At 65.8% G+C, this 20,985-nt stretch carries 23 protein-coding genes and 1 pseudogene; 6 read left to right on the top strand and 18 right to left on the bottom strand.

Going from position 1 to position 20,985, the window contains the following annotated elements; translation table 11 throughout:
• Positions 1-41 precede the first annotated feature (41 nt).
• From QW863_RS00575 to QW863_RS00550, 6 genes are all read right to left on the bottom strand, one after another.
• On the bottom strand, positions 42-575 hold the full coding sequence (locus tag QW863_RS00575) for a hypothetical protein (protein WP_315712479.1): 534 nt from the start codon (positions 573-575) through the stop codon (positions 42-44).
• A 46-nt stretch (positions 576-621) separates the two neighbouring features.
• Positions 622-1,275 carry a tetratricopeptide repeat protein gene (locus QW863_RS00570; RefSeq protein WP_315712480.1) on the bottom strand — a complete coding sequence of 218 codons (654 nt, stop codon included), beginning with the start codon at positions 1,273-1,275 and terminating at the stop codon, positions 622-624.
• A gap of 177 nt (positions 1,276-1,452) precedes the next feature.
• Positions 1,453-3,045, bottom strand: coding sequence for a class I adenylate-forming enzyme family protein (locus tag QW863_RS00565; RefSeq protein ID WP_315712481.1), 1,593 nt, complete (start codon positions 3,043-3,045; stop codon positions 1,453-1,455).
• Between the two features lie 167 nt (positions 3,046-3,212).
• Positions 3,213-4,037, bottom strand: coding sequence for a 3-methyl-2-oxobutanoate hydroxymethyltransferase (panB, locus tag QW863_RS00560; protein WP_315712482.1), 825 nt, complete (start codon positions 4,035-4,037; stop codon positions 3,213-3,215).
• Positions 4,038-4,039: 2 nt separating this feature from the next.
• Entirely contained in the window at positions 4,040-4,627 is a 588-nt protein-coding gene (locus QW863_RS00555; protein WP_315712484.1) for an NnrU family protein, read from the bottom strand.
• A gap of 189 nt (positions 4,628-4,816) precedes the next feature.
• Entirely contained in the window at positions 4,817-5,410 is a 594-nt protein-coding gene (locus QW863_RS00550; RefSeq protein WP_315712485.1) for a hypothetical protein, read from the bottom strand.
• Positions 5,411-5,571: 161 nt separating this feature from the next.
• Between QW863_RS00550 and QW863_RS00545 the strand changes: the two genes are divergently transcribed.
• The 3 genes from QW863_RS00545 to QW863_RS00535 all read left to right on the top strand — a co-directional run bounded on the left by QW863_RS00545 (position 5,572) and on the right by QW863_RS00535 (position 7,671).
• Entirely contained in the window at positions 5,572-6,303 is a 732-nt protein-coding gene (locus QW863_RS00545) for an aspartate/glutamate racemase family protein (RefSeq protein ID WP_315712486.1), read from the top strand.
• A gap of 97 nt (positions 6,304-6,400) precedes the next feature.
• Positions 6,401-7,267: a S1C family serine protease gene (locus QW863_RS00540; protein ID WP_315712488.1), complete on the top strand. Its 867-nt coding sequence runs from the start codon at positions 6,401-6,403 to the stop codon at positions 7,265-7,267.
• Positions 7,264-7,671: a helix-turn-helix transcriptional regulator gene (locus tag QW863_RS00535; protein WP_315712490.1), complete on the top strand. Its 408-nt coding sequence runs from the start codon at positions 7,264-7,266 to the stop codon at positions 7,669-7,671. The genes QW863_RS00540 and QW863_RS00535 overlap by 4 nt, the downstream gene beginning before the upstream one ends.
• Before the next feature lie 42 nt (positions 7,672-7,713).
• Here QW863_RS00535 and QW863_RS00530 read toward each other — a convergent pair whose 3' ends face one another.
• The 10 genes from QW863_RS00530 to QW863_RS00485 form a co-directional block, all read right to left on the bottom strand.
• Positions 7,714-8,247: a GDSL-type esterase/lipase family protein gene (locus QW863_RS00530; RefSeq protein ID WP_315712491.1), complete on the bottom strand. Its 534-nt coding sequence runs from the start codon at positions 8,245-8,247 to the stop codon at positions 7,714-7,716.
• Positions 8,248-8,497: 250 nt separating this feature from the next.
• On the bottom strand, positions 8,498-10,117 hold the full coding sequence (locus QW863_RS00525) for a peptide chain release factor 3 (RefSeq protein ID WP_315712492.1): 1,620 nt from the start codon (positions 10,115-10,117) through the stop codon (positions 8,498-8,500).
• A gap of 140 nt (positions 10,118-10,257) precedes the next feature.
• Positions 10,258-11,265, bottom strand: coding sequence for an anion permease (locus QW863_RS00520; protein WP_315712493.1), 1,008 nt, complete (start codon positions 11,263-11,265; stop codon positions 10,258-10,260).
• A 14-nt stretch (positions 11,266-11,279) separates the two neighbouring features.
• On the bottom strand, positions 11,280-11,924 hold the full coding sequence (locus QW863_RS00515) for a DUF47 domain-containing protein (RefSeq protein ID WP_315712494.1): 645 nt from the start codon (positions 11,922-11,924) through the stop codon (positions 11,280-11,282).
• Between the two features lie 143 nt (positions 11,925-12,067).
• Positions 12,068-13,036: a branched-chain amino acid ABC transporter permease gene (locus tag QW863_RS00510; RefSeq protein WP_315712495.1), complete on the bottom strand. Its 969-nt coding sequence runs from the start codon at positions 13,034-13,036 to the stop codon at positions 12,068-12,070.
• Between the two features lies 1 nt (position 13,037).
• On the bottom strand, positions 13,038-13,901 hold the full coding sequence (locus QW863_RS00505; protein WP_315712496.1) for a branched-chain amino acid ABC transporter permease: 864 nt from the start codon (positions 13,899-13,901) through the stop codon (positions 13,038-13,040).
• A gap of 79 nt (positions 13,902-13,980) precedes the next feature.
• Positions 13,981-15,204: an ABC transporter substrate-binding protein gene (locus tag QW863_RS00500; RefSeq protein WP_315712497.1), complete on the bottom strand. Its 1,224-nt coding sequence runs from the start codon at positions 15,202-15,204 to the stop codon at positions 13,981-13,983.
• Between the two features lie 115 nt (positions 15,205-15,319).
• Positions 15,320-16,066: an ABC transporter ATP-binding protein gene (locus QW863_RS00495; RefSeq protein ID WP_315712498.1), complete on the bottom strand. Its 747-nt coding sequence runs from the start codon at positions 16,064-16,066 to the stop codon at positions 15,320-15,322.
• Positions 16,059-16,814: an ABC transporter ATP-binding protein gene (locus QW863_RS00490; RefSeq protein WP_315712499.1), complete on the bottom strand. Its 756-nt coding sequence runs from the start codon at positions 16,812-16,814 to the stop codon at positions 16,059-16,061. Before QW863_RS00490 ends, QW863_RS00495 begins: the two co-directional genes overlap by 8 nt.
• A gap of 275 nt (positions 16,815-17,089) precedes the next feature.
• Positions 17,090-17,446: an ArsC family reductase gene (locus QW863_RS00485; RefSeq protein ID WP_315712500.1), complete on the bottom strand. Its 357-nt coding sequence runs from the start codon at positions 17,444-17,446 to the stop codon at positions 17,090-17,092.
• A gap of 218 nt (positions 17,447-17,664) precedes the next feature.
• Here QW863_RS00485 and QW863_RS00480 point away from each other — a divergent pair, with 218 nt between their 5' ends.
• Entirely contained in the window at positions 17,665-17,859 is a 195-nt protein-coding gene (locus tag QW863_RS00480) for a hypothetical protein (RefSeq protein WP_315712501.1), read from the top strand.
• 46 nt (positions 17,860-17,905) lie between these two features.
• Here QW863_RS00480 and QW863_RS00475 read toward each other — a convergent pair.
• Both QW863_RS00475 and QW863_RS00470 read right to left on the bottom strand, forming a co-directional pair.
• Positions 17,906-18,258 (bottom strand): annotated as a pseudogene (locus QW863_RS00475) (helicase-related protein); the annotation flags it as partial.
• Positions 18,255-18,848, bottom strand: a complete 594-nt coding sequence (locus QW863_RS00470; RefSeq protein ID WP_315712502.1) for a histidine phosphatase family protein — start codon at positions 18,846-18,848, stop codon at positions 18,255-18,257. The gene QW863_RS00470 and the pseudogene QW863_RS00475, both read right to left, overlap by 4 nt.
• Before the next feature lie 107 nt (positions 18,849-18,955).
• Between QW863_RS00470 and QW863_RS00465 the strand changes: the two genes are divergently transcribed.
• Both QW863_RS00465 and QW863_RS00460 read left to right on the top strand, forming a co-directional pair.
• The gene (locus tag QW863_RS00465; protein WP_315712503.1) at positions 18,956-20,584 is read left to right on the top strand and encodes a tyrosinase family protein; all 1,629 of its coding nucleotides are present in this window, start codon (positions 18,956-18,958) and stop codon (positions 20,582-20,584) included.
• Positions 20,581-20,985, top strand: a complete 405-nt coding sequence (locus tag QW863_RS00460) for a hypothetical protein (protein WP_315712504.1) — start codon at positions 20,581-20,583, stop codon at positions 20,983-20,985. Before QW863_RS00465 ends, QW863_RS00460 begins: the two co-directional genes overlap by 4 nt.

Raw genomic sequence — 20,985 nt, 5'->3', positions numbered from 1 at the left:
CCGCAAAACCGAACGGGCGATCCGCCGATTCGCAGGTGAGATTAACGGCTGAACGAGCCGCTCGGCATCGGCGCCGGGAAGCCGCCGCCGCTGGACCGCGGGGCTGCCGGCGGCTGCGCCGCGGCCGGGTCATCCGCGGGCGGTGCGGTGGTGCGGCGGCGCACGATCTTCTTGGGCTTCGGTGCCGGCGGAACGGCGGCAGCGCCCTCCTCGACCGCGGCAGCCTCGCCATCCTGCGGATCGGCCGTCGTCGGGTTGTTCACGGCCGCCTGCCGCCGGCCCTTTTTACCCTTGGGCTCCTCCACCGGAGGCGCCGGCGGCGTAGCCGCCTGAGCGCCTGGGTCGGTCATCGGCTGCTGCTGCGCGCCCTTGTAGAGCTCTTTTGGCACGCCCTGCTCGAGACCCGGCACGCCCTCCGGGAACACCGGCTTGCGGTCACCCGGCAGCTTCTTCTTGGTGTCCAGGAAGTCGAGCATGTCCGAGGGATCGAAACTTCCCCCGCTCGCGCAGCCGCCCAGCACGCCGGAAAGCGCAACGAGGACCGTGAGGGCAATGACACGTTGGGGGCGGCGCATGATCGTCGTTCCAATCAACTCGGTTCGCCGGTCGCGAGGTTCGCGATCAGCTCTTGGCGACTGCAGGCAATAGCGCCTGCAGCGCTTCGGCGCGCGAGCGCAGGCCCGGCGGGGTCTCACCATCCAGCGCAATCATGTCGAGCCATTGACGGGCCGCCGCGGCATCATTGGCCTTCCATGCCGACAGCGCCAGCAATTCGCGGGCGGCGTGGCGGAACGGCGCGCCAGACGCCGTTTCGCCTTCGAGGCGCTGCTTGAGGTCGGCGTAAGGCGCCGTATCGGCCAGCAGGCCTGCCGCGCGCAGCCGCGCCATCGACTGCGGCTCGGCCCCGATGCTGCGGTCGGCAGCAAGCTCGTCGTAGATCTTCACGGCAGCCGCCTTGTCGCGCATGGCGGCCTCGGCAGCCTGGTGGAAGCGGGCCAGCATGCGGTATCCCGATGGGGCCCTGGCCGCGACATCGGCAAAGGCCTTCTCCGCATCGGCATGCTTGTTCTGCTCGGAGAGTTCGAGGGCCTTGTTGAAGGCTGAGCCCGCCTCGGCGGCCTTCTGGCCCTCGAGATACTGGTAGCCGCGCCAGCCGCCGACGCCGGCGATGATCAGCACGGCAAGGGCGATGATAAAGATCGAGTAGCGGTCCCACAGCTTCTTGAGCTGTTCCCGACGGACCTCCTCGTCTACTTCATCAATAAATTCAGACACCTAAGGACATCCCGTCAGGTTCGCTGCGAGCGCGCGCGCATGCGTTTGAAGTGCCGCGCGAGCGGCCCGTTGCCCGCGCGCCGGCGCCGATACCGCATCGGCATGGCGGTGGCAAGGCGAGTCCAGCCGAATCAAGGCGTTACTCCCCGGTTCTGCCACAGGGTCCGAACGCGGCTATCACGCCGTCAAGGCTTCGCGCAACTGCCGTTTCATCACCTTGCCGTTGGCGTTGCGCGGCAGGGGGTCCGCGGTCACGGTCAGGGTTTCCGGAACCTTGTAATCCGAGACCCGCTCGGCGCACCAGCTGCGCAGCGCTTCGGCGCTCATCGGCTCGCGGGTCACGACCACCGCGTGCACGCGCTCGCCGAGCACCGGACATGGCCGGGCGATGATCGCGCTCTCGACCACCGCCGGGTGGCTCGCCAGCACCGATTCGACCTCGGCCGAGTAGATCTTCAGCCCGCCACGGTTGATCATGTCCTTCTGCCGGTCGAACACCCGGACGAAATTGTCGGCGTCGACGGAGCCGAGGTCGCCGGAATGCCAATAGCCGGCGGTGAAGCTCTCGCCGGTGGCCTTGGGATTGTTCCAGTAGCCCTTGATGACCTGGCCGCCGCCGATCCAGATCTCGCCGATCTCACCGCGCGGCAGCTCCCGCCCCTGCCCGTCCATCACCAGGATGCTGGCGCCCGGACACGGCAGCCCGACGCTGTCGATATGGCGCGCGGTCAGATCCGACGGCATCAACGTCGCCGGCGAGGTGGTCTCAGTCGAGCCATAGGCGTTGACCAGCCGCAGACCCGGGATCTTGGCGGCCAGCCGCTCGATGGTGGCGACCGGCATCGGCGCGCCGCCGAAGCCGCCGATCCGCCAGCACGAGAGATCATGACTGTCGAAGTCGCGCTGCAACAGGCAGAGATTGTACATCGCGGGGACCATGACCGTGTAGGTCACGCGCTCGCGCGCGGCGAGCTTCAGATATTCGCCGGCCTTGAACTCCGGCATGATGATCAAGGTGCCGGCGCAGCGCGCCATGCTGGTGATATTGGCGACGACGCCGGTGACATGGCCGAGCGGCACGGCGGCGATCGAGCGGTCGGCCCGCGTCAGCCCCAGGCAGGCCTCGTAGATCATCGAGGAGTGGATGATGTTGCAATGGGCGAGCATCGCGCCTTTCGGCCGGCCGGTGGTTCCGGAGGTGTAGAGGATCATCGCGGTGTCCTCTTCGGTCACCTCGACTTGATTTTCGTGCGCGGCATGATCGGCCAGCGCTGCAAAATCCGACCGCGCCGGACGATCGTCGACGGCAATGCGCCCCGCCAGCTCCGGCGTTTCCGCAGCGGCCGGCAACCGGTCCGCCAACGCAGCCTCGTGCAGCAGCAGCCGGGCGCCGCAATCCTTCAGCACATAGGCGATTTCCGGCGTCTGCTGCCGCGTCGACAGGAGCACCGTGATCAGCCCGAGCTTGGCTGCGGCAAACAGCGTGAGCACGAATTCGATGCGGTTGCCGAGCAGCAGCGCCAGCCGGTCGCCCTTGCGCAAGCCCCTCGCCTGCAGCCCGCCGGCGATCCGCGCGGCGGTCGCGGCGACCTCGCGCCACGACAGCCGCACGGCCCCGCAGACCAGCGCCTCGCCGTCGCCGTTGCGCTCCACCGCTTCTTCGACCATGGCCCAGATGTTCGCGGGCCGCTCCGTGAACAACGGAACCACGCGATCGCCGAAACGGGCTTCGCGCCGCATCGGCGGCGTTACATAGGTCGACCAGTCCATGGAGTTTCCCCGAGCTTGGCTTCTTGTCGTTGTTCGCCGCGATGCGGACCAGCCTGAAACATAACCAAGGGATGACGCGCTTGGCTATCTCCACCAGCGCCGGAGATTCATCCCGTGACGCCGCACGCACCACGGCGCCAACGGGCCGACCAAGCGAGAGCCGCCCGTCAGGTCTTTGACTTCATTCCGTAGACATGTTCCGCCGCCGGAAACGCACGGGTACGCACGTCGGCCGCGTAGCGTTCGATCGCCTCGTCGATCGCCGGACCCAGATTGCCGTAGCGGCGGACGAATTTCGGCGCCCGCGGCGACAGGCCGAGCATGTCCTCCAAAACCAGCACCTGACCGTCGCAGGCGGCGCTGGCGCCGATGCCAATGGTGGGGATCGCGATCTGCTGCGTGATCTTGCGCGCCAGCGGCTCGGCCACGGCCTCGATCACCACCGAGAACGCGCCGGCCTGTGCGATCGCCGCAGCGTCGTTCTCGATCGCGGCCCAATCCGCCTCGTCGCGGCCCTGCGCCCGGAACGAGCCGAGCGTGTTGATCGATTGCGGCGTCAGGCCGACATGGCCCATCACCGGGATGCCGCGCTCGCTGAGGAAGGCCACCGTCTCGGCCATCCGCGCCCCGCCCTCGAGCTTGACCGCGCCGCATTGCGTCTCCTTGAGGATCCGCACCGCCGCATGAAACGCCTGCTCCTTCGTGGCCTCGTAGCAGCCGAACGGCATGTCGACCACCACCAGCGCCTGGCGCGAGCCGCGCATCACGGCGCAGCCCTGCAGGATCATCATCTCCAGGGTCACCGGCACGGTGGTCTCGAAACCGTGCATCACATTCCCGAGGGAATCGCCGACCAGGATCACATCGCAATGGCGATCCACCAGCGCCGCGGTATGGGCGTGGTAGGACGTCAGCATCACGATCGGCTCGCCGCCCTTGCGGGCGCGGATCTCGGGAGCCGTCTTGCGCCGGACGATTGACTGCACCGACATCGCTACCCCCCGATGACAGGAATGCCGAGCACGACGGGATGGAACGCGAAGGCCAGCGCCAGATAGACGACGATGCCGACCACCACCGCGATCACGTCGTTGCCGACGCCGCCGACGGGGATCGGCGGGCCGCCGGCGTCGGCGCGGCGCTTCAGCGAGATGCGGTCGAACACCGCCCATGCCAGGATCGAGCCGAACAGGATGATGCCGCCGAGATCGCCATTGGCGAGCAGATGCCCGAACGCCCACAGCTTCACGCCGGCCAGCATCGGATGCTTCAGCACGGTGTAGATGCGGCCGCGGATGTAGGCGGCGACGATCATGATCACCGCCGGCAGCATCAAGGCGAGATTGATGTGCTTGAGCGCCTTCGGCGGCGTCCAGACCTGGATCCAGCCGCCGTCGTGGCGGTACGCGGCAAAACCCCAGACGATCAGGGCGAGGCCGGCAAGGGCCACGACAGTATAGACGAGCTTATACGTGCCCTCGCCCAGCCGCGCGATGACCTTCGCACGCGCCTCGCGCCGGGTCGTGAACACATGGGCGCCGAGAAACAGCACCAGCCCCACCACCATCACCAGAAGTCCCACGGCGTCCCCCTTCGCTTGCACGCGACCTGTGCGTGGGCATCGGTATCATTTCCGGGGGCCGCCTCGCAACGTGGCGCATTTCAACGTCAGGCACTCCAGCCCGCTCGCCGTCGTTCCGGGGCGGCTCGAAAAGCCGAAGTGGCATGACGGGCTATGCGGTCGGGAGGTGGAGCACAGCGGACGACGCCATCACCGTTCCGACGTGTTCTTCAGATCGCGATTCTCGACATAGCGGATCGCGATCGGCCGGCCGGCGAGCGCACCGCCGAGTCCTTTTGTGAACTTCAGCGGCAGGCAGCCGTCGAGCGAGGCATTGATCGTCTTCAGATAGGTCGCGCGCGTGTCGGCCGGGGCACCTGATGTCGCGAAGGTCACGCGTGGCGGCGCGATCATCTCGCCGGTCCGCTTGAAGCTGAAGCGCACCGTCATCTGCATCCCGGCGCGGGCGCTGTCCTCCGGCGGCGGCGTCCAGCACGCGCGCAACGCTGCGAACAGATCGCCGATCGTGTCGAGATCGTGATCCGGCTTCTGATATTTGGCTTCCTGATCCCTGGCGGGCCGGCTCTCGATCGTGAGTTGCAGGTTCTGGCCATAGGGATAGTTCATCTCGGGAATACACGGCCACGGCCCGAAGACGCTGCAGAACGACGGCGTGCACGGCTGCTCGTCGAGCACGCTGCACGGCGTGTGCGCGAACGGCACCGGATTGATCTGCTGGCGGCGCGCGTCGGCGGCGACCGGAGCGGCCACCATCAGCAGGAGGAGCACGACGACACGGAGCATGGGACTCTCGGGCTGGGATGGACTCCAAGCTGGATCCGATCGCAGAATTCGCAAGCTCAATCCCGTTCACGTCTGCGCGTTCCGCGCCGCGAACGGCTCTCGACCGTAACAGCGGAACTCGGCTAGAACACGGCAGGATGCGACAGCAGACGGACGCGACGATGAGCCGCCACAGCGAGACCGTGATCAACGTCATCAACCCGAACATGACGGCGACGATGACCGAATTGATCGCCAAGGCGGCCCAGGCCAGCGCAAGCCCGTCGACGCGGATCGTCGGCCGCACCGCGCGGTTCGGCGCCGCCTCGATCGAGGGCCATTACGACGAGGCGATTGCCGCGGTCGGCATGCTCAAGGAGGTCGAGGCCGGAGACGCAGAAGGCTGCCACGCCCATGTGATCGCCTGCTTCGGTGATCCCGGCCTGCTCGCCGCGCGCGAATTGTCGGCTGTGCCGGTGCTCGGCATCGCGGAAGCTGCGATGCATGCGGCGAGCTTCGTCGCCACCCATTTCAGCATCGTGACCACGCTGTCGCGCACCAAGGTGATCGCCGAGCACCTCGTGCGCAATTACGGCATGGAGCAGCATTGCCGCAGGGTGCGCGCGGTCGACGTTGCCGTGCTCGACCTCGACAAGCCCGAAGCCAATGTCCGCGGCACGCTGCTCGGCGAATGCCGGGCGGCGCTGCGCGAGGACGGTATCGGCGCCATCGTGCTCGGCTGCGCCGGCATGGCCGATCTCGCGCACGACCTCTCCACCGAGCTCGGAATTCCCGTGATCGACGGCGTCGCCGCAGCGGTGCGCTTCGCCGAGGCGCTGATCGGACTGGGGCTGAAGACGTCGAAGCACGGCGATCTCGCCTTTCCGCTGCCGAAGGCGCGGACGACGCTCTGACTTCAACTTGTAGCCCGGATGAGCGCAGCCTGCCCACCTGGGGAGTTCCGCAACGACCATCGACGCGCCACATTGGGATCAACCCATGGAGCCGTCGATGCCCGATCTGTCCACCCTCTCCTCACTGTCCTCCGCGCTGGCCGCCGCTGTTGCCGCCGCAGCGCCATCACTGGTCTCGGTCCATTCGCACCGCTCGCGCGCCACCGGCTTCGTCTGGAAGCCGGGCCTCGTCGTCACGGCGGACGAGACGCTTGCCGAGGAGGGCGAGATCGTGCTCGCCTTCGCCGACGGCACGACCCGCCCCGTCACGATCGCCGGGCGTGATCACACCACCGACATCGCCTTGCTCCGCGTCCAAGGCAAGGATGTCGCGGCCGCCTCGCTTGCCGGCGGCGTGCCGCCGCTCGGTGCTCTGGCCATCCTCGTCGCCGCCGATCAGGGCAAGCCGGCCGCGGCGTTGGCGATGGTCTCGCAATCGGCGGGCGCCTGGCGCAGCCTGCGCGGCGGCGACATCGATGCGCGCATCGAGCTCGACACCAGGCTGCGGCACAGCGCCGAAGGCGGTCTCGTGCTCGACGCTGCGGGCCACGCGATCGGAATGGCCGTGCGCGGCCCGCGCCGGACGCTCGTGATACCCGCGGCCACGATCGAACGGGTCGCCAGCAAGCTCGAGACGCATGGTCGCATCGCTCGCGGCTATCTCGGCGCCGGCCTGCAGCCGGTCCGGCTCGACGATGGACTCGGTGCGATGATCATGAGCCTCGACAAGAGCGGCCCGGCCGCGGCCGCCGGCCTGCGCCAGGGTGACGTCATCACCGCTCTCAACAAGGAGCCGTTCAGGGGCATGCGCGCGATGATGCGCGAACTCGGTTCGGACAGCGTCGGCGCCGTCGTCGAGGTCGCAGCGCTGCGTGCCGGCGAGCCGGTGCAGTTCGCCCTGACCATCGGCGAGAGGCCGGCGTGAGCGAGGAGGCGCGCGCGCCGATCAGGATCGCGATCGCGGTCGACGATGCCGAGCTGGCCGACCGGCTGGCGGCGCTGCTCGGCGATGTCACGGGCCTGACGCTGGTCGCGCCCGGCGAGAGCGCCGACGTCGCCGTCGCGCCGTTGCATGGCGGTGATGAGGCGCGCAGCGGCGACGACAGGATCGACGGCCAGGCGATCGATGATTTTCAGCTCACCGCGCGCGAGCGCGACGTCCTGGCGCTGATGGCCGAGGGCTGCTCCAACAAGGAGATCGCGCGCAGCCTCGGCATCTCCGTACATACGGCGAAGTTCCACGTCGGCTCGCTGCTCGACAAGCTCGATGCAACGGGCCGGACCGATGCGGTGGCGCATGCGGCGCGGCGCGGGATCATCGAGCTGTGAGACCGCAGGCCGGCGCGGCGCGCTTCACGACCTCGCGGCGAGCTACTTCCGCAAGCCGCCCATCACGCGGGGCAGCAGCGCCGCGGCCAGCATGCGATAGCCCTCCGGGGTCAGATGCACACCGTCGACCTGATGCGGCAGGCCACGGAACATGCCGTTCTCGACCATCACGACCTTGATGCGGCGCTGCGCGGCCTTGGCCATGATGGCGCTGATGCTGCTGGCGCGCTGGTCGCCGACCCCTTTGCGGGCGTCGTTGCCGCCGGGCTGCAGCACCAGCACGCGGGTTGATCCATCGACCGCGCTGTCGAAGCGGGACAGCATCCCGGCTGTGGTATCACCGTTGATGCCGGCGTTGGCGACGCTGACCCGAACGCCCTTGCCGTGGAGCATGGCCTCGAGCTGGGCCGGAAAATCCTCGCCGCGATTGACGCCCTTGCCATAGGTGTTGCTGGCGCCCAGCGCGACCACCTCGGCGGCGTCTGCCGCTCCGATCGCCGCGAACGCCAAGCCACACGCAGCTAACAGTGCCACCATCTGGCGCCAGACAAGGCGGCCCAAAGATCCCGTTGGCATTTTCTTTTCCCCCGCTTGGTGTGAGAGGAAGCGTAGCTCACCAGTCGTCTGGCGAAAAGCGCGCGGCGCTACGGGTCTCATCACGCAGCATGCGCCAAGTCGACTGTGGAAGAGTCCTGTTTCTCTCTACGCGTCATTCCGGGGCGTCCGCAGGGCGAGCCCGGAATCCATTGAGCGACAGTACAAGAGGCAAAATGGATTCCGGGCTCATCGCTTCGCGATGCCCCGGAATGACCGGAGAGCAGCAGCGTCAGGCCTTCTTCTTCACGTCCTTGACGTTGGAGAACACGATGCCTTCGGCGCGTTCCTTGGTGTAGCCGAGATAGAACTCGTTCTTGGCCAGGAACACCGGATCGCCGTCGACGTCGTCGGCGACGCCGGAATTGTTGGCGGCGATGAACGCCTCGAGCTTCTTCTTGTCGTCGCACGAGATCCAACGCGCCAGCGAGAACTCGGAGATTTCGAATTCGACCGGCAGCGAGTACTCGGCATCGAGCCGCGCCTTGAGCACGTCGAGCTGCAGCGGTCCCACCACGCCGACCAGCGCCGGCGCACCGTCACGCGGGCGGAACACCTGCACGACGCCCTCCTCCGACATCTGCTGCAAGGCTTCCTTCAGCTTCTTCGCTTTCATCGCATCGGTGAGGCGGACGCGGCGGACGATTTCCGGGGCAAAGCTCGGCACGCCGACAAAGGTGAGATCCTCGCCCTCGGTCAGGGTGTCGCCAATGCGCAAGCTGCCATGGTTGGGAATGCCGACGACGTCGCCGGCGAAAGCTTCGTCCGCGACCGAGCGGTCCTGGGCGAAGAAGAATTGCGGGCTCGACAGCGGCATGGTCTTGCCGGTGCGTACCAGCTTCGCCTTCATGCCGCGGTTGAGCTTGCCCGAGCACAGCCGCGCGAACGCGATGCGGTCGCGGTGGTTGGGGTCCATATTCGCCTGGATCTTGAACACGAAGGCGCTCATGCGCGGCTCGGCGGCGTCGACCTTGCGCAGGTTCGACTCCTGCGCGCGCGGCGACGGCGCGTAGCGGCCGAGGCCTTCGAGCAGATCGCCGACGCCGAAATTGCGCAGCGCGCTGCCGAAATAGACCGGCGTCAGGTGGCCCTCGCGGAATGCCTCGAGGTCGAACGGCTTGCAGGCTTCCTTGACCAGCTCCAGCTCGTCGGTGATCTGACTCATGTCGAGATTGGCGTTGATCTTGCCGAGCTCGGCGATGTCGATCTGCTGCGCCGCGCCGGTCTTGGCGCCGCCGCCTTCGAGCAGGCGCACGCCGCCGTCGCGGATGTCATAGGTGCCGATGAAGTCGCGGCCGCGCCCCACGGGCCAGGTCATCGGCGAGGTGTCGAGCGCCAACGTCTTCTCGATCTCGTCCAGCAGATCGAAGGTGTCGCGGCTCTCGCGGTCCATCTTGTTGATGAAGGTGATGATCGGGATGTCGCGGAGGCGGCAGACCTCGAACAGCTTGCGCGTGCGCGCCTCGATGCCCTTGGCGGCGTCGATCACCATGACGGCCGAGTCGACCGCGGTCAGCGTGCGATAGGTGTCTTCGGAAAAGTCCTCGTGGCCCGGCGTGTCCAGCAGGTTGAAGACGAGCCCTTCGAACTCGAAGGTCATCACCGAGGTGACGACCGAGATGCCGCGCTCGCGCTCGATCTTCATCCAGTCCGAGCGGGTGTTGCGGCGCTCGCCCTTGGCCTTGACCTGGCCGGCGAGGTTGATGGCGCCGCCGAACAGCAGCAGCTTCTCGGTCAGCGTCGTCTTGCCGGCGTCCGGGTGCGAGATGATGGCGAAGGTGCGCCGGCGCGCGACCTCGTCGGAGAGCGCGGAGCGGGACGGCTGTTCGGTCGTCAAACTTGTATCGGACATGAGGCGGCGGACGTCGTTTCGGGGCCAGAGAGCGGGCGATTTGATGGGAAAGGCGCGGGATCACGGCCGCCGCGCGCCCTCCATATAGGCGTTTTGCACCGCAACTCCAACCGGCGAGTTGTCCCCTCGCCCGCCCCGGATCAGTGCCGGAGCACCGACACCAGCCAGAACGTCAGCGCCGAGACGATGGCCGAGGCCGGAATCGTGAAGATCCAGGCATAGACGATCGATCCGGCCACGTTCCAGCGCACCGCCGAGGCACGGCGAGCGGCGCCGACGCCGACGATGGCGCCGGTGATGGTGTGGGTGGTCGACACCGGCACGCCGAGGAACGTCGCCAGGAACAGCGTGATGGCGCCGCCGGTCTCGGCGCAGAAGCCCTGCATCGGGTTGAGCTTGGTGATGCGCAGGCCCATGGTGCGGACGATGCGCCAGCCGCCCATCAGGGTGCCCAGCGCCATCGCGGCCTGGCACGACAGCACGACCCAGAACGGCACCGTGAACTGCTCGCCGAGATGGCCCTGCGAGTACAACAGCACGGCGATGATGCCCATCGTCTTCTGCGCGTCGTTGCCGCCATGGCCGAGCGAATAGAGCGAGGCCGAAGCGAATTGCAGGATGCGGAAGGCGCGGTCGACCGCGAACGGCGTCGAGCGCACCGAGGCCCAGGACACGATCGCGACCAGGATCATCGCCAGCACCAGCCCGACCAGCGGCGACAGCACGATCGCCAGCACGGTCTTGGACAGGCCGCTCCACACGGTGGCCGAGATGCCGGCCTTGGCGACCCCTGCCCCGACCAGCCCGCCGATCAGCGCATGCGAGCTCGACGACGGAATGCCGGCCGCCCAGGTGACCAGGTTCCAGACGATGGCGCCGACCAGCGCAGCGAAGATCACCTGCGCGTCGACGATCGCGGGATCGATGATGCCGGTGCCGATGGTCTGGGCGACGTGGAGGCCGAACACGCCGAACGCCACGAAGTTGAAGAATGCGGCCCAGAACACCGCATATTGCGGCCGCAGCACGCGGGTCGAAACGATGGTCGCGATCGAGTTGGCGGCGTCGTGCAGGCCGTTGAGGAAATCGAAGGCGAGTGCGACGGCGATGAGGCCGACCAGGATCGGAAGGCCGAGTTGAGCGTCCACGGCGCGGCCCTACCCTAGACCTGTTCGATCATGATCGAATTGATCTCGTTGGCGACGTCGTCGAAGCGGTCGGCGACCTTCTCCAGATGGTCATAGATCTCGGCGCCGACGATGAAATCCATCGTGTTGGCGTTGCGGTGCTTGAGGAACAGCTCCTTCAGCCCGATGTCGTGGAGATCGTCGACCCGTCCCTCGAGCTTGGTCATCTCCTCGGTGATCGCGGTGATCATCGGCACGTTCTGACCGATCGCCTGCAACAGCGGCAACGCCTTTCCGATCAGGTTGGCGCAGTCGACCAGCAAGGTGCCCATCTCGCGCATGGTCGGCTCGAACTCCTTGACCTCGAACAGCACCACGGCCTTGGCGGTCTGCTGCATCTGGTCGATGGCGTCGTCCATCGAGGTGATCAGGTTCTTGATGTCGCCGCGGTCGAATGGGGTGATGAAAGTGCGGCGGACAGCGGTCAGCACTTCGCGGGTGATGTTGTCGGCCTCGTTCTCGAGCTGGCTGACGCGCTGGCAATGCCTGAGGATGTCGTCGCCGCCCTGCAGCATGTCCTGCAGCGCATGGGCGCCTTGAATCACCACCTTGTTGTGGCGGGCGAACAAATCGAAAAACCGCTCCTCCCGCGGGAGGACGGCGCGAAACCAGTGCAGCATGGGACGAGATCCATCCATTCCGAAACGGGCCAGGGCCGGCCCGTCACAGAACTGTCATACTCCGGATCGCGCACCAGCAGAAGCGGTGGCCGGATCATCCACCGCTTTCTGCCCTTCCGATGATCTCTTTTCAGATCAATGACTTAGAGGGATCGCTTGAACAGATGGGCGATTTCCCCGACGACGCCGCGGCGGAAGGTGAGCACGCAGGCGACGAAGATCACGCCCTGGATCACCGTCACCCACTGGCCGAACCCGGACAGATATTGCTGCATGCCGACGATCACGAACGCGCCGACGACGGGGCCGAACACGGTGCCGAGCCCACCGACCAGGGTCATGAGCACGATCTGGCCGGACATCCCGACCTCGACGTCGGTCAGCGAGGCATTCTGGGCGACGAACACCTTCAGCGCACCGGCGAGGCCCGCCAGCGTCCCCGACAGGATGAAGGCGAGCAGCTTGTAATGGTCGGTCTTGTAGCCCAGCGAGATCGCGCGCTGCTCGTTCTCACGGATCGATTTCAGCACCTCGCCGAACGGCGAGTTGATGGTGCGGAAGATCAGCAGGAAGCCGGCGAGGAAGCCGACCAGCACGACGTAATAGAGCACCGTCGGCTTGGACAGGTCGAGGATGCCGAACATCCGGCCCTGCGGAATGCCCTGGATGCCGTCCTCGCCATGGGTGAACGGCGCCTGCAGATAGATGAAGTACAGGAGTTGCGACAGCGCCAGGGTGATCATCGCGAAATAGATGCCCTGGCGTCGGATCGAGATGTAGCCGGTGATCACCGACAGGACGAACGATCCGGCGACGCCCGTCAGGATGCCGAGCTCGGGCGGCAGCCCCCACACCTTCAGCGCGTGGGCACTGCAATAGCCGGCCGTTCCCAGGAACATCGCATGGCCGAACGACAGCAGGCCGCCATAGCCGATCAGGAGGTTGAAGGCGCAGGCCAGCAGCGCGAAGCACAGCGCCTGCATGACGAAGAACGGGTACAGCCCGGTCCACGGCACGATCGCCAGCAGCGCTGTCATGATGACGAACACGATCATCTCATCGCGCATCGCGCGCGGGGTGATCGGCAGGGTTGCGTCGGTGATGGATGTCATGTCAGGCCGCTCGTCCGGTCAGACCCGTCGGCTTCACCAGCAGCACCAGGACCATCAGAACGAAGACCACGGTGTTGGAAGCCTCGGGATAGAAATATTTGGTCAGTCCCTCAATCACGCCGAGCAGGAAGCCGGTGATGATCGAGCCCATGATCGAACCCATGCCGCCGATCACGACCACCGCGAACACCACGATGATGATGTGCTCGCCCATCAGCGGCCGCACCTGGTTGATCGGCGCCGACAACACGCCGGCCAGCGCCGCGAGCCCGACGCCGAGGCCGTAGGTCAGCGTGATCATGCGCGGCACGTTGATGCCGAACGCCCGCACCAATGTCGGATTCTCGGTGGCCGCGCGCAGGTAGGCGCCGAGCCGGGTCCGCTCGATCAGGAACCAGGTCGCCAGACAGACGACCAGGGAGAATATGACGACCCAGCCGCGATAGACCGGCAGATACATGAAGCCGAGGTTCATGCCGCCGCGGAGCTGATCCGGGATCGCATAAGGCAGGCCGGACGAGCCGAAGAAGTTCTGGAACACGCCCTGGATGATCAGCGCCAGTCCGAACGTCAGCAGCAGTCCGTAGAGATGGTCGAGCCCGGCAATCCATTGCAGCATGGTGCGCTCGAGGACCATGCCGAAGATGCCGACGATGATCGGCGCCAGCAGCAGCGCCCACCAATAATTGATGCCGCCGAGGTTCAGCAGGAAATAGGCGCAGAACGCGCCCATCATGTAGAGCGCGCCATGGGCGAAATTGATGATGTTGAGCATGCCGAAGATGACGGCAAGCCCGAGACTGAGCAGCGCGTAGAACGAGCCGTTGATCAGTCCGACCAGGAGCTGTGCGTAGAGGGCCTGCATCGTCTTGTTTCTGTTTTCTCTCGGCGTTTCCCAGAAGATGGCGGCCCCGGCGACGTTCAGCCGCCGGAGCCACAGCGGTTCATTTCTTCAACAAGGCGCACGCGCTCTTGTCGAGCGGCGTGAAGGCCTGGTCGCCCGGTACCGAGCCGACCAGCTTGTAGAGATCCCACGGGCCCTTGGACTCCGAGGGCTTCTTGACCTCGAACAGATAGGCGGTGTGGATGGTGCGGCCGTTCGGCTGGATCTCGCCCTTGCCGAACAGCGCATCGTCGGTCGGGATCGACTTCATCTTGTCGACGATCTTGACGCCGTCATGCGGGTTCTCGCCGAGCGCCTCCAGCGCCTTGAAGTAATGCATCAAGCCGGCATAGACGCCCGCCTGCACCATGGTCGGCGGCGCGCCGTTCTTCATGCGCTTGGCGAAGCGCTCGGAGAAGACGCGGGTCTGGTCGTTCATGTCCCAGTAGAAGGTCTCGGTGAAGTTGAGGCCCTGCGCGATGTCGAGCCCGATCGACTTGACGTCGGTCAGGAACAACAGCAGCGCGGCAAGCTTCTGGCCGCCCTTATTGATGCCGAACTCAGCCGCCTGCTTGATCGTATTGGTGGTATCGCCGCCGGCATTGGCGAGGCCGATGACCTTGGCGTTCGACGACTGCGCCTGCAGCAGGAAGGAGGAGAAGTCGGAGGTGTTGAGCGGATGCTTGACGCCGCCGATCACCTTGCCGCCATTGGCGGTCACGACCGCCGTGGTGTCGCGCTCCAGCGCGGCGCCGAAGGCGTAGTCTGCCGTCAGGAAGAACCAGGTCGAGCCGCCCGCCTTGACCAGCGCCTGGCCGGTGGTGTGCGCGAGCATGTAGGTGTCGTAGGTCCAGTGCACCGTGTTGGGCGAGCACTGCGCGTTGGTGAGATCCGAGGTCGCAGCGCCCGAATTGATGTAGACGCCGTTCTTTTCCTTGACGACGTTGTTCACCGCCAGCGCCACGCCCGAGTTCGGCACGTCGACGATGACGTCGACCTTGTCGACGTCGAACCACTGGCGCGCGATCGAGGTGCCAATATCCGGCTTGTTCTGGTGATCGCCGGAGATGACGTCGATCTTCCAGCCCTTCGCGGTGAGGCCGGAATCCTCGATCGCCATCTGCGCTGCGAGTGTCGAGCCGGGACCGCCGAGATCGGCATAAAGACCCGACTGATCGGACAGCGCGCCGATCTTGACGGTCTTGTCGCCGGCCGAAGCGACGCTGCCAGCGGCGAGAGTGAGTGCCGTTCCCAGCAGCAGCGACGCGATGAATTTGCTCTTCATTTCCAACTTCCAGAACTTTCCAAGAAAACTGCCAAGAGAACTGCCAAGAGATTCTACCAAGAAAACCGCGAGAAAACCGCGGAAGGAACTGCCAGGTCAGCGCCGCTGGCGCTGGTCAGACGCCGAGATAAGTATGCAGCTTGTCCATGTTGGCCGACAGATCGGCATTGGCGAAGCCGTCGATGACCTTGCCGTGCTCGACGACGTAGTAGCGATCAGCGACCGTCGAGGCGAAACGGAAGTTCTGCTCGACGAGGAGAATCGTGAAGCCTTCCTTCTTCAGCCGCGCGATGGTGTGGCCGATCTGCTGGATGATGACGGGCGCGAGACCCTCGGTCGGCTCGTCCAGCATCAGGAAGCTGGCACCGGTGCGCAGGATGCGCGCGATCGCCAGCATCTGCTGCTCGCCGCCGGAAAGCTTGGTGCCCTGGCTCTTCAGCCGCTCCTTCAGATTCGGAAACAGCTCGAAGATCTGGTCGAGCGTCAGGCCGCCCGGCCGCACAACCGGCGGCAGCAGCAGGTTCTCGCGGACATCGAGGCTCGCGAAGATGCCGCGCTCCTCCGGGCACAGCGCGATGCCGAGCCGCGCGATCTTGTCGGAGGTCATGCGGATCAGCTGCTGGCCGTTGAACTGAACCGAGCCGGTGCGCTTGCCGATGATCCCCATGATCGATTTCAGGGTCGTGGTCTTGCCGGCGCCGTTGCGCCCGAGCAGGGTGACGACCTCGCCGGCATTCACGTTGAAGTTCATGCCGTGGAGAATGTGGGACTCGCCGTACCAGCTCTCGAGGTTGTTGACGTCGAGAATGGTGCTGGTCGCAGCCGCCTGCCCTGGCTTCGTGGCCGTCATCACCTCAGGCATGTCCGGCTCCCAGATAGGCTTCCTTGACGCGCTCATCCTTGGAGAGCTCAGAATACGGCCCTTCCGTCAGCACCTGCCCGCGCGTCAGCACGGTGATGGTGTCGGAGAGGTTGGCGACGACGCTGAGATTATGCTCGACCATCAGGATCGTGTATTTGGCGGAGATGCGCTTGATCAGCGCGGCGATCTTGTCGATGTCCTCGTGGCCCATGCCGGCCATCGGCTCGTCCAGCAGCATCATCTCCGGATCGAGCGCCAGCGTGGTCGCGATCTCCAGCGCGCGCTTGCGCCCATAGGGCATTTCGACTGCCGGAATATTGGCGAACTCGCTGAGGCCGACGTCGTCGAGCAGCTCGAGCGCCCGGCTGTTGAAGCGGTTCAGAACGCTCTTGGAGCGCCAGAAATCGAACGACGAGCCATGCTGGCGCTGCAGGGCGACGCGGACGTTCTCCAGCGCCGTCATATGCGGAAACACCGCCGAGATCTGGAACGAGCGGACCAGGCCGAGCCGTGCCACGTCGGCCGGCGCGGTCGCCGTAATATCCTGACCCTTATAGAGAATCTTGCCGGCCGACGGCGTCAGGAACTTCGTCAGCAGGTTGAAGCACGTGGTCTTGCCGGCCCCGTTCGGGCCGATCAGCGCGTGAATGGTGCCCCGGCGGATCTTGAGCGAAACATCGCGAACGGCAAAAAATCCCGCGAATTCCTTCGTCAATCCGTGGGTCTCGAGAATGAACTCGTCAGCCAAAGATTCCCCCCAAGCCGGCGCCGTCAGCGCCTGGCCCTCGCTTCTTCCTGTACGGCGGCTCTGCCGGACGGCTGGACGATTCCTCGTCGCCACCCGCGACCGCTTCGCGCCGGAATATGCCGTCAATCGAGGGAGTTAGGCAAGGCGGAAAGCTGGGCAACGACGTCGCAAGGCGGCCGGCGGACCTTGCGTTGAAATCGGCCGGTATTTCCCGCTGACATAGAAAATCATACCACCGGCATTTTCCTGCACGCGCGCGGCGATCGCGGCTCCAACTACTTCGCAGCCTTCACGTCCTTTGCGTAGAGATCCGGCTTGAAGCCCACCACGCGGCGGCCGCCGAGATCGAGCACCGGGCGTTTGATCATCGAAGGCTGCGCCAGCATGAGCGCGATCGCCTTGCTCTCGGTGAGTCCGTTCTTGTCCGCGTCGGGCAACTTCTTGAACGTCGTCCCGGCGCGATTGAGCAGCACCTCCCAGCCGAGCTCGTCGCTCCATGCCTTGAGTTTAGCCTTGTCGATTCCGGCGGTCTTGTAGTCGTGGAATTCGTAAGCGACGCCGTGATCGTCGAGCCAGGCGCGCGCCTTCTTCATCGTGTCGCAGTTCTTGATTCCGTAGATCGTGATGCTCATGCCACGCGTCCTCAAACAATCGTGTCCGACCGCGGCGGATGTCCCGCGTTGCGACAATCGGCCGTGCATTTTGCAGCGGGATTCACCCGCTTTTGATGCAGCGACGCCGCGCGTTCCGCGGTCGGAATTCACTCCGACCTTTGCCACGAAACTGTCGGCTGAGCATTACATTTTCTTCGCATCCCCGGCGTATCTGGCCCACGAACAGGAGACCGCGAATGGGCAAGATCATGGTCCGTTGTCCGCAGACCGGCCGCAGCATCGAGACAGGGATGGAAATGGACGCCGCGCGCTTTCAGCGCATGCCCGTGTTCTTCTCGCGCGCCTACTGCCCGCACTGCCGCATCTACCATGAATGGTTCGCCGCCCATGCCTGGGTCGAGGAGACGCGCGAGCGCATTGCACTGGCGTGACCGCACAGAATAACGGATGCCACGCGCAACGCTTCTCCACACGCCGTCAGGACAGCAGCGCGGCGATATCCTCCTCCGTCAGCGCCTTGCCGACATTGCCCCTCGCGATCGAACAGTGAATCGCCAGCGCCGGCTTGCGCTCACCGATCTTCTCCTCGATCGTCCCGGCGGTGACCAGCCGATGGACGAAGACCGTCTTGTCCTGGCCGATGCGGTGGGCTCGATCGTTCGCCTGCGCCTCCACTGCGGATTCCACCAGGGGTCGTAGATGATGACGGTGTCGGCCGCCTTCAGGTTCAGCCCGACGCCGCCGGCCTTGAGGCTGGTCAGGAATGCCGGGCTGTCGCCCTTCTGGAACGCCGTGATCGCACGCTTGCGATCGCGCATATCGCCTGTCAGCCCCCGTCCATCGGATCGCTCTTCAGCGGCTTGTCGGAATCCCCCGGCATCAGGCAGGGATAGAGTTCGCCGAACGTGAATTCCGCCCCGCCGTCGGCGCGATCGAACCGCAGCACGACATCGAAGCGTTTGCCGGACCAGTGGGTCGGTAACTGGCTTTCATTGCTCACCGGCAGCCGCGGCAGGATGTCGGAGATGATCGCCTTGTGCTCCCACGCCACCAGGACGGTGCCGGACAGCGGTAGCAGGGCTTCGACCAGCGCCGCCTCCTGCCCCTTCGCAAAGGACGTGTTCGGCTTGTCGAGGCCGACGCGCGCAGCCAAATCGAGCACCGTCTCATAGGGCCGGCGGCTCGGGTCGGAGCCGTCCTCGGCGCTGTCGGGATCGGCGGCATAGACCGCCTGCGGTGTCGGGTAATCCGTGCCGCCCAGTCCGCTGCCGAACAGCGCCGTCCAGGCCCCTGCCCGCTCCCAGCCGAAGATCACCAGCGACTTCGAGTCCGGCTGGCCCTCGTGGGTCAGGCCCGGGCCTGTCGCGTCGCCGTCGGGCTTCTCGGCATGGCGGATGATCAGCAGCGTCAGCGCGTTCATCGGCAAACCTCTCAGGTGGCATCATACATCCATCACACGCATTTGCTACTTGAGATTGCAATCGCGAGACCGCATCATGGCGCTTTTCCAACCAGGATTCATTTCAGATGAGCATGGGATTGCGACAGACCCGCCGGACATTCCTGGCGAAGGCCGCGATGGCGGCAGCCTCCACCGTCATCTCGCCGAGGCCGAGCCGCGCCGCCGCGAAATATCGCCGCCACAACGTCACCAGCGCGGAAGGCCAGAAGATGCTGGCGAGCTACGCGAAAGGCGTCGCCGCCATGCTCCAGCTCCCCGCAAACCATCCGCAGAACTGGTTCCGCAACGCGTTCATCCACCTGATGGACTGCCCGCACGGCAATTGGTGGTTCTACGTCTGGCATCGCGGCTATCTCGGCTATTTCGAGCAATCGATCCGCGCCCTCAGTGGCGACGACAATTTCGCGCTGCCCTATTGGGACTGGACCGAGCTGCCGGAGATCCCCGCCGGCATGTTCGACGGCGTACTGACACCGACCGACCGGGCGTATCAGCCGTTCACCGGGAATCTCGCGGTCTTCACCGCGTTGATCAAGCCGGCGCTGACGGATTACTGGAACAGCCTGTCGAAGGATCAGCGCGGCCAGCTCGAAATCCGCGGCTACAAGTCGATCGACGATCTCTGGAACGACGTCACCGGCTTCTCGCCGTCCGCCAATGCCGGCATCTCCGGCAATGAGGCCTTCGCCACCACCTGCGCCTCACGCTATCTGTCACGCGACAATCCGAAGCTCGACGCCAAGACCACCTACGACGTCTCGCCCTTCGTGATCATGGCGGGCCTGCTGCCGACCGACTTCTACAACTCCGACAACTATCTGAGCTTCACCAGCTCGAAGACCGCCTCGCACAACACCCAGCCGAATGGCGCGACCAAGTTCTCGACCCTGGAAGGCCTGCCGCACAACAAGGTCCACAACTACATCGGCGGCGTCGGCCCGCTCGATCCCGGCCCCTACGGCAACATGACCAACTTCCTGTCGCCGGTCGACCCGATTTTCTTCCTGCACCATTCGAACATGGACCGGCTCTGGGATGTCTGGACGCGCAAGCAGCAGCGGCTCAAGCTGCCCTATCTGCCGCAGGGCGCCGAACTGAAGACGTTCTCCGACGAGCCCTTCCTGTTCTATGCCGACGGCAAGGGCGGCTATGTCGGCCCCAGCAAGGCCGGCGACTACATCTCGACCGACCGCTTCGACTACGACTATGCGCCAGGCTTCGGCGAGGACATCGTCAATCCGCCCGCGGTCGCCGCGGCGCCGCAGGCCAAGCCGCAGCAGGGCTCGGTCAAGGCCAATGTGGGCACGGTGAGGATCCCTGGCGATGCGCTCGAAGCGCATCTGGCGGCAGCGCGGCCGCAGCCGCTGATGGCGCAGATCACGCTGCCTCGCCCGAGCGGCTATTCGACCGTGCGCGAATTCGACGTCCTGGTCAACGCGCCCGCCAACGTCAGCAAGGTCACGGCTGACAGCCCGTATTATGCAGGCACCATCGCCTTTTTCGGATCGATGATGCCGGGCATGGCCATGACCACGGATGCGAGTTTCGCGGTGCCGCTGCCGACGAAGCAGGAGGCCTTCTCCGCCCTGCGGGCCGCGCCCAACCAGCCGCTGAGCATCCGCGTCGTGCCCTCGGGCGGCGTCGGCACCGCGCCGACGCTGAAGGCGCTCTCGGTCGGACCGCTGCGCCGATGAACGGCAGGCGCGCCGCGCTGCGGAGCTGCGCCGTGCTGCTCTGTGCGGTGCTGCGGCCGGCCTCGTCCTTGGCCGCGGAGCCGTTCAGAGCCGTCGATCTGGTCGTGCCGCGGCCATTGGATGCGAGCAAGGCTCCCGTCGTCGAGATCAGCCTGGGCGCACTGGGGCGGGGCCAGGAGGTGACGGTGACGACGGCGTCCGGGATGCCGCTCGGGACCATCTCGCCATTCGGCCTTCGCACTGGCGCGGAGGCCGGCACCTACGCGCTTCCGGTGCCGAAGGAGGCGATCAAGAGTGGACGCCTGTCGATCCGTCTCAGCATCAGCCAACCCGGCGGCAGCCGCGCGCCGACGCCGCAGGAGGTTCGCGGCATCACGCTCAAGCTTGCTCCGCGGCCATGA

The organism is Bradyrhizobium sp. SZCCHNR1017 (assembly GCF_032381375.1).
Lineage (GTDB): Bacteria > Pseudomonadota > Alphaproteobacteria > Rhizobiales > Xanthobacteraceae > Bradyrhizobium.
The sequence above is the reverse complement of the archived record's forward strand: the minus strand, read 5'-3'. Positions and strand labels throughout refer to the sequence as shown.